The sequence below is a fragment of the Roseateles terrae genome, from assembly GCF_014192155.1.
GTDB lineage: Bacteria > Pseudomonadota > Gammaproteobacteria > Burkholderiales > Burkholderiaceae_C > Roseateles > Roseateles terrae.
On sequence record NZ_JACHXO010000005.1, the window covers coordinates 301,386 to 314,097 of the forward strand.

At 65.2% G+C, this 12,712-nt stretch carries 7 protein-coding genes; all 7 read left to right on the plus strand.

Annotated features, from left to right (window positions below):
* Positions 1–121: 121 nt before the first annotated feature.
* The 7 genes from FHS28_RS15465 (at position 122) to FHS28_RS15495 (ending at position 12,711) form a co-directional block, all read left to right on the plus strand.
* Positions 122–2,239 (plus strand): type IV pilus secretin PilQ, encoded by a 2,118-nt coding sequence (locus tag FHS28_RS15465; RefSeq protein ID WP_246410214.1) that lies wholly within the window; start codon positions 122–124, stop codon positions 2,237–2,239.
* Positions 2,240–2,249: 10 nt separating this feature from the next.
* Positions 2,250–2,876, plus strand: a complete 627-nt coding sequence (locus FHS28_RS15470; protein WP_088452037.1) for a shikimate kinase — start codon at positions 2,250–2,252, stop codon at positions 2,874–2,876.
* Positions 2,873–4,012 (plus strand): 3-dehydroquinate synthase, encoded by a 1,140-nt coding sequence (gene aroB / locus FHS28_RS15475; protein ID WP_088452039.1) that lies wholly within the window; start codon positions 2,873–2,875, stop codon positions 4,010–4,012. The genes FHS28_RS15470 and aroB overlap by 4 nt, the downstream gene beginning before the upstream one ends.
* A 75-nt stretch (positions 4,013–4,087) precedes the next feature.
* Complete coding sequence (locus FHS28_RS15480) at positions 4,088–5,227, plus strand: deoxyguanosinetriphosphate triphosphohydrolase (protein WP_088452360.1); 1,140 nt, start codon at positions 4,088–4,090, stop codon at positions 5,225–5,227.
* Between the two features lie 358 nt (positions 5,228–5,585).
* Complete coding sequence (locus tag FHS28_RS15485; protein ID WP_088452041.1) at positions 5,586–6,281, plus strand: transposase; 696 nt, start codon at positions 5,586–5,588, stop codon at positions 6,279–6,281.
* 137 nt (positions 6,282–6,418) lie between these two features.
* A complete protein-coding gene (locus FHS28_RS15490; protein WP_088452043.1) occupies positions 6,419–11,194 on the plus strand; it encodes a glutamate synthase-related protein in 4,776 nt (1,591 codons plus the stop codon).
* A 41-nt stretch (positions 11,195–11,235) separates the two neighbouring features.
* On the plus strand, positions 11,236–12,711 hold the full coding sequence (locus FHS28_RS15495) for a glutamate synthase subunit beta (protein ID WP_088452045.1): 1,476 nt from the start codon (positions 11,236–11,238) through the stop codon (positions 12,709–12,711).
* Position 12,712 lies beyond the last annotated feature (1 nt).

The window sequence follows — 12,712 nt, forward strand, 5'->3', positions numbered from 1 at the left end:
TTTTGTGGAGAACGCTTCCATGAGCGCCCGAACGAGCGACCCGTCGACGAACGGGACCAGCCAGACCAAGATCCGTGCCGGTTGGCGAGTGCTGGCCTGTGCCCTGGGCCTGGCGGCCCTGATGCCGGTGCAGGCATTCGCGCAGAACCTCATCCGTTCCATCACCTCGACGCAGCAGTCCGGCAATGATGTCGTGCGCATCGAGCTGTCCAAGCCGCTGACGGAAGTCCCCAAGGGATTTGCCGTCCAGGTGCCTCCGCGTATCGCGCTGGACCTGCCGGGCGTGAGCAACGGCATCGGCCGCAACCTGGTGGACATCAACACCGGCAACATGCGCACGGCCAATGTGGCCCAGGCGGGTGACCGTACCCGTGTGGTGCTGAACCTGCGTCAGGCCAGCACCTATCGTGCGCAGCTGCAGGACAACTCGCTGCTGATCTTCCTGGACTCGAGTCCGGCGGCACAGCCGACGGCCGCAGCTGAAGCGGCCAGCGGTGTCACCACCGAGCCGCTGCATTTCGCACCGAGCCAGAATTCGGGCGTGCAGGCCCTGCAGGACATCGACTTCCGTCGCGGCGCTGATGGCGCCGGCCGTGTGGTGGTGAACCTGCCCAGCAGCCAGGTCGGCGTGGACATCCAGCAGCAGGGCAAGAGCCTGGTGGTGGAATTCCCGCGCAGCTCGCTGCCGGAGCGCCTGCGTCGCCGCATGGACGTGACTGACTTCGGCACGCCGGTGGACACCGTGGTGGCCACCCAAACCGGTGATCGCGTCCGTCTGGTCGTGACCCCGCGCGGCAACTGGGAACACAGCGCCTACCAAAGCGACAACCAGTTCGTGCTGGAAGTACGCCCGCAGAAGATCGATCCGAACAAGCTGACTCAAGGTCCTGGCTACGCCGGCGACAAGTTGAGCCTGAACTTCCAGAACATCGAAGTGCGCGCCCTGCTGCAGGTCATTGCCGACTTCACCAACTTCAACGTGGTGACCAGCGATGCCGTGACCGGCAACGTGACCCTGCGCCTGAAGGACGTGCCCTGGGACCAGGCGCTGGACATCATCCTGCAGGCCAAGGGTCTGGGTCTGCGCAAGTCCGGCAATGTGCTGTGGATTGCGCCGAAGGAAGAGCTCGCGATCAAAGAAAAGGCTGAACTCGAGGCGAAGGCCCAGGTGACGCAGCTGGAACCCCTGCGCACCCAATCGTTCCAGCTCAACTACACCAAGGCTGAAGAAATCGCCAAGGGCCTGACGGGTCAAAACAGCGGCAGCAGTTCTTCCTCCTCGTCCAACGGCGGCACGAACTCCAACCGGATCCTGTCACCTCGAGGTAGCCTGATCTACGAAACTCGCACGAACCAACTGTTCATCAGCGACATTCCTTCCAAGCTGGAAGAGATCGCCGCGATGATTGCGAAGATCGACATCCCCGTGCGTCAGGTGCTGATTGAAGCCCGCATCGTGGAAGCGACGGACACCTTCGGCCGCACCCTGGGTGTGAAGCTGGGCACCACCCAGAGCATTGCCGGTGCGTACAGCGCCGGCGGTACCAAGGCCGTAGTGGGTGGCACTTACACCGGCGTGGGCTGGCAGACAGGCCAGGTCGCGACGCAGCCCGACTTCACCAACAGTCAGTTCGTGAACCTGGCTGCCAACACCACCTCCGACGTGTTCGCCGGTGCCAACGCAGCCACCTTCGCCGTGTCGCTGTTCGGCTCGAGCGCCAGCCGCTTCCTGAACCTGGAACTGTCGGCGCTGGAATCGGACGGCAAGGGCAAGATCGTGTCGAGCCCTCGTGTGGTCACGGCCGACCAGACCAAGGCGTTGATCGAACAGGGTGAAGAAATCCCGTATCAGCAAGCCACCTCGAGCGGCGCCACCTCGGTGACCTTCAAGAAGGCCGTGCTGAAGCTGGAAGTCACCCCGCAGATCACGCCGGAAGGCAATGTGATCCTGACCGTGGACGTCAACAAGGACAGCCGCGGCACCCTGACCACCATGGGTTATGCCATCAACAACAAGCATGTGCAGACCCTGGTGCTGGTGGAAAACGGCGGCACGGTGGTGATCGGCGGTATCTACACGCAGGACGAGCAGGAATCCGAGAACAAGGTGCCTTACCTGGGTGACATCCCGCTGCTGGGCAACCTGTTCAAGAACCGCGCCCGCACCTCCAACAAGACCGAACTGCTGATCTTCATCACGCCCAAGGTGGTGAGCGACCGCATCTCGGCCTCGCGCTGATCCTCGCTGGATGAAGCTGTCTCTGGTCGGCATGCCCGGCGGTGGGAAATCCACCGTCGGCCGACTGCTGGCCAGACAGCTGGATGCGCCCTTCATCGACTCCGACGCCGAGATTGAGAAATCGCTCGGCGGCGAGACGATCAAGGACTACTTCGCCCGCAAGGGCGAATTGTCGTTTCGGGACCTCGAAAGCCGCGTCATTGGTGAGCTGCTCCAGCGGCCCGGCGAAATGGTGCTGGCCACCGGCGGTGGGGCGGTGCTGCGCGACATCAATCGCGACCGGCTGCACGAGCATTCGACGGTCGTTTACCTTCGCTCCTCCCCGGAAGAACTCTTCCGCCGCCTGCGGCACGACACCACCCGTCCGCTGCTGCAGGTGGCCAATCCCCTGGCGAAGCTGCGCGAGCTTTATGCGCAGCGCGATCCGCTCTACCGGCGCTGTGCGCACTTCGTGCTGGAGACGAGCCGCCCGTCGGTCAATGGGCTGGCCAACATGATCCTGATGCAGCTGGAACTGGCCGGCCACATCGATCCGGCACGGGTCGCTGCGACGGTGGGGGCCAGCGTCGTGGCCGCCCCTGCGGCGGCGGGCGCTTCGGAGTCCGGCGGCGATGCCCCGTACACTCCGGGGACATGAGCCCCACCGTTCCGTCCTCCACGTCCACGTCCCCTCGTCCCTATGCCCGCGTGCCCATCGAACTGGGTGACCGCAGCTACGAGATCCGCATCGCGCCGGGTCTGCTGGACGAGCCGGATACCTGGGCCGGGCTGCCGCGCGCCTCGACCGCCCTGATCGTCACCAACGACATCGTGGCACCGCTCTACCTGGCGCGGTTGCGCCAGCAGCTGTCGGGCGTCTACAGCCGGGTGGAGACCCTCGTCCTCCCGGATGGAGAAGCGCAGAAGAGCTGGGAGAGTCTGGACCGCATCATGGACCACCTGCTGGCAGCGACGGCAGACCGCAAGACGGTCCTGTTCGCGCTGGGCGGTGGGGTGATCGGCGACCTGACCGGCTTTGCTGCGGCCATCTACATGCGCGGCGTGCCCTTTGTGCAGGTGCCCACCACACTGCTGGCCCAGGTCGATTCGTCGGTCGGTGGCAAGACGGCCATCAACCATCCGCGCGGCAAGAACATGGTGGGCGCGTTCTACCAGCCCGCCCGCGTCGTGGCCGATCTGGACACCCTGGACACCTTGCCCGCTCGAGAACTCTCCGCAGGGCTGGCGGAAGTCATCAAATACGGCCCGATCGCGGATGCCGCCTTCCTGGACTGGATCGAGCAGAACCTCTCCGCGCTGATGGCGCGAGACAAGCAGGCCCTGGCCTACGCCGTTCAGCGCAGCTGCGAGATCAAGGCCTGGGTGGTGGGTCAGGATGAGCGTGAATCGGGCCTGCGGGCCATCCTCAACTTTGGCCACACCTTCGGCCATGCGATCGAGACCGGCATGGGGTATGGCCGCTGGCTGCATGGTGAGGCGGTGGGCTGCGGCATGGTGCTGGCGTCGGACCTCTCGGCACGGCTGGGCCTGGTGCCGACCGCCTTTGTGGAGCGGATGAAGCGGTTGATCCGGGCGGCTGGTTTGCCGGTGGTGGCGCCCGCCCTGGGTCTGGACCGTTATCTGGAACTGATGCAGATCGACAAAAAGAACGAGGGCGGCGACATCCGCTTTGTGGTGATCGAAGGCCTGGGCAAGGCGGGCGTGCGCAGCGCCCCGACCGAACTGATTGCCGAGGTTCTGGCCACCCATTGCGACCCCTCTGCCGATACCTGACCGGGCGGCCTGAAGCAGCCGCTTGAACCAGCCGCTTGAACCAGCCGCTTGAACCTGCCGCCCAATGCGACCACCATGACCGATACGCTGCGTGCCTCCTATGCCTCCCACCCAGCCAGCAGTCGGGGTCGCCGCCATCCGGAACGCCCGGCACCGACGCGCAGTGATTACCAGCGCGACCGGGACCGCATCGTCCACAGCAGTGCGTTCCGTCGCCTCGTCTACAAGACGCAGGTCTTCCTCAACCATGAGGGCGACCTGTTTCGCACCCGGCTGACCCACTCCCTGGAGGTCGCCCAGCTGGGGCGCTCCATCGGTCGCAGCCTCGGGCTGGACGAGGATCTCATCGAGACCGTGGCGCTGGCGCATGACCTGGGCCACACGCCGTTTGGCCATGCGGGCCAGGACGTGCTCAATGACTGCATGCAGGCGCACGGCGGCTTCGAGCACAACCTGCAGTCTCTGCGGGTGGTGGATCAGCTTGAACAGCGCTACCCGCAGTTCGACGGTCTCAACCTCAGCTTCGAAAGCCGAGAGGGCATCCTCAAGCACTGCAGCAAGCGCGACGCCCTGCGCCTCGAAGCGCTGGAACCCGGCGGCGTGGCGGCCCGCTTCCTTGCCGGCGGTCAGCCCAGCCTCGAAGCCCAGCTCTGCAACCTGGCGGACGAGGTCGCCTACAACGCGCACGACGTGGATGATGGTGTCCGCTCCGGCCTCATCACACTGGAGCAACTGGAGCAGGTGCCGCTGGTCAAGCGCTTCCTGGACGACACCCTGACCGAGTACCCACACCTCACCGGCAAACGCCTGCTGGCCGAGACCATCCGCCGCATGCTCTCGGAGCAGGTCTACGACATCATCGCGGCCACCCGCAGGGCCATCCAGGACGCTGGCATCACCACGGCCGATGACGCCCGCGCCGCAGGGCCGCTGGTCCGCTTCACACCCGCGATGCGTCAGGCCAGCACCGAACTCAAGCGCTTCCTCTTTGCCAATCTCTACCGTCATGCAGCGGTGCAGGACAAACGCGCCAGCGCCGAAGAGGTCCTGCGGGATCTCTTCCAGATCTACCTGGCCGACCCCGACAAATTGCCGGCCGACTGCGCCAATCCCGAGGACCACCCCCGGGCCTGTGCCGATTACATCGCTGGCATGACCGACCGATATGCCCTCAAGGAGCATGAGCGTCTGACAGGGAAAAAGCTCTTCGGGTGATGGGCCTTTCCCGCCGCAGACGACCTTGACACGCAGGCGCGCACTCACTGCTCCAGCACTCCCTTCAGCGGGAGATGCGACGGCTGAGCATTGCGCCAAGATGGCGCATGTTCCGGGAGTGCTGATCTTGATGGGGTAGTAGGCGGTCACGCAGGCCATGAGCAACACCGCTGCATGCCAACTCTTTGCAGGGCACGCCTCGCAAACGCGCCACTGGCCCGGACCATGGCGTCAAAGAGCCCAGGGGGGTGACTTGGAGCGCAGCCCTCCGCGCTTGTGGATCCTACAAGGCGCCGTCGGACTCCTCATCCATAATTGGGGACAGACTTCCCCCACTCCCGGCATCCCCAGACGCATCATGGCCCGTCTCCCCCGCCTCGCCCTGGCGCACCACCTTCACCACGTCATCCACCGCGGTCACAACCTGCAGCCGATCGCGCAGGACGACGACGACCGCCGCGCCCTGATCGCGGCCCTGCAGGACTGCGCCGCCACGCAGAAGGTGGCGATCCACGCTTACGTGGTGATGCCGAACCACCTGCATCTGCTGGCCACCCCCACCACCCAGGACGGCCTCTCGCGGATGATGCAGTCCCTCGGCCGCCGCTATGTCGCGGCGTACAACCAGCGCCATCAACGGGTCGGCACGCTCTGGGAAGGGCGCTTTCGCGCGGCCCCGGTGGAAGCCTCGACCTTCCTGCTCCCCCTGATGCGCAGCATCGAACTCAACCCCCTGCGCGCCGGACTCGCCACGGAGCCGGCGGACTATCCCTGGTCCTCCGCCGCCCACCATCTCGGACGCCGCCGCGACCCCCTCATCAGCGATCCGGCCGACTTCTGGGCGCTCGGCAACACCCCCTTCGAGCGCGAGCTCACCTGGCGGCGCTGGCTGGAAGAAGGGGAAGCCGAATCGGAGCGGAAGCGCATCATCGACGCAGCGTTGAAAGGGTGGCCGCTCGGCTCCCCCGCTTTCCTCGCCGCTCTGTCCGAACTCAGCCCCCGGCCCACCGCCCCGCGACCACGCGGCCGACCCAAAAAAGCAGCGCCCGGATGACTCCGTCCCCATTTAATTCGCAACACTCACTCCACTATCCGTTAATTCGACCCTGACCCCATTTAGTTGCGCTTGTGTGCGTTTGCCGTCGTTGCTAACCTGCGCGGGTTTCCCCAAGAACCCCCTGGAGGCCACCGATGTCGGCAGCTCAACATCCGCAGGCGCACACCGCCGCTCCCTCGACCTCTGCCGAAGAGATTCGTGCCCTTGCCGAACAGGGCCTGTATCGCCCGTCCAATGAAAAGGACGCCTGCGGTCTGGGCTTTGTCGCGCACATCAAGGGCCAGAAGAATCACCACATCGTCCAGCAAGGTCTGAAGATCCTGGAGAACCTGGACCACCGCGGCGCGGTGGGGGCGGACAAGCTGATGGGCGACGGCGCCGGCATCCTGATCCAGATCCCCGACGAGTTCTACCGCGCCGAGATGGCCCAGCAGGGTGTGGTCCTGCCGCCGCCTGGCGAATACGGCGTCGGCATGATCTTCCTGCCGAAGGAACACGCCTCCCGCCTGGCTTGTGAGCAGGAACTGGCCCGCGCCATCAAGGCCGAAGGCCAGGTGCTGCTCGGCTGGCGCGACGTGCCGGTGGACCGCGACATGCCCATGTCGCCCACCGTCCGGGAGAAGGAACCGATCATTCGCCAGATCTTCATCGGTCGTGGCCCGGACATCATCGTCCCCGACGCACTCGAGCGGAAGCTCTACGTCATCCGCAAGACGGCCTCCAGCGCCATCCAGGCGCTGCAGCTGACTCACAGCCGCGAGTACTACGTGCCCAGCATGAGCTGCCGCACCGTGATCTACAAGGGTCTGCTGCTGGCGGACCAGGTGGGCAAGTACTACAAGGATCTGGCCGACCCGCGCGTCGTCTCCGCCATCGCCCTGGTGCACCAGCGCTTCTCCACCAACACCTTCCCCGAGTGGCCGCTGGCTCACCCGTACCGCATGGTGGCGCACAACGGCGAGATCAACACCGTCAAGGGCAACTTCAACTGGATGCGTGCCCGCGAAGGCGTGATGAAGTCGCCGGTGCTGGGCGATGACCTGCAAAAGCTCTACCCGATCAGCTTCGAGCATCAGTCCGACACTGCCACCTTCGACAACGCCATCGAGCTGCTGACGATGTCCGGCTACCCGCTGGCGCATGCGGCGATGATGATGATCCCCGAAGCGTGGGAGCAGCATGAGCTGATGGATGAACGTCGCCGCGCGTTCTATGAATATCACGCCGCCATGATGGAACCGTGGGACGGTCCCGCCGCCATGGTCTTCACCGACGGTCGCCAGGTCTGCGCCGCGCTCGATCGCAACGGCCTGCGCCCCGCCCGCTACTGGGTCACCGACGACGACATGGTCGTGCTGGCGTCCGAGTCCGGCGTGCTGCCCATCCCCGAGTCCCGCGTGGTCAAGAAGTGGCGCCTGCAGCCCGGCAAGATGTTCCTGATCGACCTGGAACAGGGCCGCATCATCGACGACGAAGAGCTCAAGACCCAATACGCCAACGCCCGTCCGTATCGTCAGTGGATAGAGAACGTGCGCGTCAAGCTGCACGACATCCCGGCCCCGGCGGCAACGCCCACCGGCTATGCCGCCTCGCTGCTTGATCGCCAGCAGGCCTTCGGTTTCACGCAGGAAGACCTCAAGTTCCTGCTGGCGCCGATGGCCGCCAATGGGGAAGAAGGCATCGGCTCCATGGGCAATGACTCGCCCCTGGCCGTGCTGTCCGACAAGAACAAGCCGCTCTACAACTACTTCAAGCAGCTGTTCGCCCAGGTCACCAACCCGCCGATCGACCCGATCCGCGAGAACATCGTGATGTCGCTCAACAGCTTCATCGGTCCCAAGCCGAACCTGCTGGACATCAACGCGATCAACCCGCCGATGCGTCTGGAGGTGACGCAGCCGGTGCTGGACTTCGAGGACATGGCCCGGCTGCGCGCCATCGAGTCGCACACCAATGGCAAGTTCAAGCCGTATGAGCTGGACATCACTTATCCGCTGGCCTGGGGTCGCGAAGGGGTGGAGGCGCAACTGGCCTCGCTGTGCGCTGAAACCGTGGACGCCATCCGCAGCGGCCACAACATCCTGATCATCACCGACCGCCGCCTGGGCGCCGACCGTGTCGCCATTCCGGCGCTGCTGGCGCTGTCCGCCGTCCACCACCACCTGGTGCGGGAAGGCCTGCGGACGACGGCCGGCCTGGTCGTGGAGACCGGCACCGCCCGTGAAGTCCACCATTTCGCCGTGCTGGCCGGCTTCGGAGCAGAAGCGGTCCACCCCTACCTGGCGCTGGAGACCATCACCGCCATGCAGGCGGAACTGCCCGGCAACCTGTCGGCCGAGAAGGCCGTCTACAACTACATCAAGGCTGTGGGCAAGGGCCTGTCGAAGATCATGTCCAAGATGGGCATCTCGACCTACATGTCCTACTGCGGCGCGCAGATCTTCGAAGCCATCGGCCTCCAAAGCGACTTTGTCGCCAAGTACTTCCGCGGTACGCCCACGCAGGTCGGCGGCATCGGTGTGTTCGAAGTCGCCGAGGAAGCGCTGCGCCTGCACAAGGCCGCCTTCGGCGACGACCCGGTGCTGGAGAACATGCTGGACGCCGGCGGTGAATATGCCTGGCGTGCCCGCGGTGAAGAGCACATGTGGACGCCGGACGCCATTGCCAAGCTGCAGCACAGCACCCGCTCGGGCAAGTTCGACACCTACAAGGAATATGCGCAGCTGATCAACGACCAGAGCCGTCGCCATATGACACTGCGCGGCCTGTTCGAATTCAAGTTTGATCCCGCCAAGGCCATCCCGCTGGAAGAAGTCGAATCCGCGGCGGACATCGTCAAGCGTTTTGCCACCGGCGCGATGTCGCTGGGCTCCATCTCCACCGAAGCGCATGCGACGCTGGCCGTGGCCATGAATCGCATCGGCGGCAAGAGCAACACCGGTGAAGGCGGTGAAGACCCGGCCCGTTATCGCAATGAGCTCAAGGGCATTCCCATTGCCCAGGGCACCAAGGTGTCGGACGTGGTGGGCCCGAAGGTGATCGCGGTCGATTACGAGCTCAAGGCCGGCGACTCGCTGCGCTCCCGGATCAAGCAGGTGGCTTCCGGCCGCTTCGGGGTGACGACGGAATACCTGGTCAGCGCCGACCAGATCCAGATCAAGATGGCCCAGGGCGCCAAGCCCGGCGAGGGGGGGCAGCTGCCCGGCGGCAAGGTCACCGACTACATCGGTTTCCTGCGTCACTCGGTGCCGGGGGTCGGCCTGATCTCGCCGCCGCCGCACCACGACATCTATTCCATCGAAGACCTGGCCCAGCTCATCCACGACCTGAAGAACGTCAACCAGCGCGCGGACATCTCGGTCAAGCTGGTGTCGGAAGTGGGAGTCGGCACCATCGCGGCCGGTGTGGCCAAGGCCAAGGCGGACCACATCGTCATTGCCGGCCATGACGGCGGCACCGGGGCTTCGCCCTGGTCGTCCATCAAGCACGCGGGCACGCCCTGGGAACTGGGCCTGGCCGAAGCCCAGCAGACGCTGGTGCTGAACCGCCTGCGCGGCCGTGTGCGGGTGCAGGCCGACGGTCAGATGAAGACCGGCCGGGACGTCATCATCGGCGCGCTGCTGGGCGCGGATGAATTCGGCTTTGCCACCGCGCCGCTGGTGGTGGAAGGCTGCATCATGATGCGCAAGTGCCACCTGAACACCTGCCCGGTGGGCGTGGCCACACAGGACCCGCTGCTGCGCAAGAAGTTCACCGGCCAACCGGAACATGTCGTCAACTACTTCTTCTTCGTGGCGGAAGAAGCGCGTCAGATCATGGCGCAGCTGGGCATCCGCAAGTTCGACGAACTGATCGGCCGCTCCGACCTGCTCGACACCCGCAAGGGCATCAGCCACTGGAAGGCGCGCGGACTGGACTTCAGCCGCGTCTTCCACCGTCCCGAACTGCCGGCCGATGTGGCCCGCCTGCACAACGATCATCAGGACCACGGCCTGGAAAAGGCCCTGGACGTGAAGCTGATCGAGAAGTGCCTGCCCGCCTTCGAGAAGGGCGAGAAGGTGCAGTTCATGCAGGAGGTGACCAATGTGCGCCGCACCGTGGGCGCCATGCTGTCCGGCGAGTTGATCCGCCGCCAGCCGGAAGGCCTGCCGGACCACACCATCTTCATCCAGTTCGAAGGCACCGGCGGCCAGAGCTTCGGCTCCTTCCTCGCCCCGGGCATCACCTTCTATCTGATTGGCGATGCCAACGACTACACCGGCAAGGGCCTGTCGGGAGGCCGGATCGTCGTGCGTCCTTCGATTGACTTCCGCGGCGATGCGACCAAGAACATCATCGTCGGCAACACGGTGCTGTACGGCGCGACCAAGGGCGAGGCCTTCTTCCGTGGCGTGGCCGGCGAGCGCTTCGCCGTGCGTCTGTCCGGTGCCACCGCGGTGGTGGAAGGCACGGGCGACCATGGCTGCGAATACATGACCGGCGGCACGGTGGTGGTGCTGGGCAAGACCGGCCGCAACTTTGCAGCGGGCATGAGCGGTGGCATGGCCTACGTCTATGACGAGGACGGCCAGTTCGCCAAGCGCTGCAACACCAGCATGGTGAGCCTGGACAAGCTGCTGCCTGCGCATGAGCAGGAAGCCACCGTGGACCGTGGCATCTGGCACCACGCCGGCGACGGCCAGGGCAAGACGGATGAAGTCCTGCTGCGCAAGCTGATCGAGGACCACCATCGGTGGACCGGCAGCCAGCGCGCCCGCGACATCCTCGACCACTGGGCCGAGTCGCGCGCCAAGTTCGTCAAGGTGTTCCCAAACGAATACCGCCGCGCCCTGGGCGAGATCAACGCCGCCAAGGAAACCGCCGCCACCATCGCCCATGCCAAGGCCCCCGTGGTCAAGGCCAAGGTGTGATGGGCCGCTGACGACAGACACAGGATCAGGAGAAGACCGACATGGGAAAAGTCACCGGCTTCATGGAATACGAGCGGCTGGAAGAGGGGTACGCCCCGGTTGCCGTGCGTTTGAAGAATTACAAGGAATTCGTCATCGGGCTGAATGCCGAGCAGGCGAAGCAGCAGGGCGCGCGCTGCATGGACTGCGGCACGCCGTTCTGCAACAGCGGCTGCCCGGTCAACAACATCATTCCGGATTTCAATGATCTGGTGTACCGCAACAGCGAAGCGGACTGGAAGAGCGCCATTGCGGTGCTGCACTCGACCAACAACTTCCCTGAATTCACCGGCCGCATCTGCCCCGCACCCTGCGAGGCGGCCTGCACGCTGAATGTGAATGACGATGCGGTGGGCATCAAGTCGATTGAGCACGCCATCATTGATCGGGCCTGGGCTGAAGGCTGGGTCACGCCGCGTCCGCCCAAGGTGAAGACCGGCAAGACGGTGGCGGTGGTGGGCTCCGGGCCTGCGGGTCTCGCAGCGGCGCAGCAGCTGGCCCGCGCCGGTCACAGCGTCACCGTGTTTGAGAAGAACGACCGCGTCGGCGGCCTGCTGCGTTACGGCATTCCCGACTTCAAGATGGAGAAGACCCACATCGACCGCCGCGTGGCGCAGATGGAGGCCGAGGGCGTGGTGTTCCGCACTGGCGTGATGGTGTCGCACCTGCCGGAAGGCTCGAAGGTCACCAACTGGGCCAAGGATGTGGTGTCCGCCGGCGAGTTGATGGAGCAGTTTGATGCGGTGCTGCTGGCTGGTGGGGCCGAGCAGTCGCGCGACCTGCCGGTGCCCGGCCGCGATCTGGCCGGCGTGCACTTTGCGATGGAGTTCCTGCCGCAGCAGAACAAGATCAATGCCGGCGACAAGCTGAAGAACCAGCTGCGGGCTGACGACAAGCATGTGATCGTCATCGGCGGTGGCGACACCGGCAGCGACTGCGTCGGCACCAGCAACCGCCACGGCGCCAAGAGCGTGACGCAGTTCGAGCTGCTGCCGCAGCCGCCGGAAGTGGAAGACCGGCCGCTGACCTGGCCGTACTGGCCGATCAAGCTGCGCACTTCCTCCAGCCATGAAGAGGGCTGCGACCGCGAATTCGCGATCGCGACCAAGGAATTCATCGGCGAGAAGGGCAAGGTCACCGGCGTGAAGACGGTGCGGGTGCAGTGGGTCGGCGGCAAGATGGTGGAAGTGGAGGGCTCCGAGCAGGTGCTCAAGGCCGACCTGGTGCTGCTGGCGATGGGGTTTGTGTCGCCGGTGGCGTCGGTGGTGGAGGCCTTTGGTGTCACCAAGGATGCCCGGGGCAACGCCAAGGCCACGACCGAGTTCAACGGGGGCTACCGGACCAACGTGTCGAAGGTGTTCACCGCCGGCGACATGCGCCGCGGGCAGTCGCTGGTGGTCTGGGCCATTCGCGAAGGCCGCCAGGCCGCGCGCGCGGTGGATGAGTTCCTGATGGGAGACAGCGAGCTGCCGCGCTGAA

What these genes read in the sequence shown, in the direction of transcription:
- FHS28_RS15465 (WP_246410214.1), top strand. Translation starts at nt 122, where the DNA reads ATGCCGGTGCAGGCATTCGCGCAGAACCTCATCCGTTCCATCACCTCG.
- FHS28_RS15470 (WP_088452037.1), top strand. Translation starts at nt 2,250, where the DNA reads ATGAAGCTGTCTCTGGTCGGCATGCCCGGCGGTGGGAAATCCACCGTC.
- aroB (WP_088452039.1), top strand. Translation starts at nt 2,873, where the DNA reads ATGAGCCCCACCGTTCCGTCCTCCACGTCCACGTCCCCTCGTCCCTAT.
- FHS28_RS15480 (WP_088452360.1), top strand. Translation starts at nt 4,088, where the DNA reads ATGACCGATACGCTGCGTGCCTCCTATGCCTCCCACCCAGCCAGCAGT.
- FHS28_RS15485 (WP_088452041.1), top strand. Translation starts at nt 5,586, where the DNA reads ATGGCCCGTCTCCCCCGCCTCGCCCTGGCGCACCACCTTCACCACGTC.
- FHS28_RS15490 (WP_088452043.1), top strand. Translation starts at nt 6,419, where the DNA reads ATGTCGGCAGCTCAACATCCGCAGGCGCACACCGCCGCTCCCTCGACC.
- FHS28_RS15495 (WP_088452045.1), top strand. Translation starts at nt 11,236, where the DNA reads ATGGGAAAAGTCACCGGCTTCATGGAATACGAGCGGCTGGAAGAGGGG.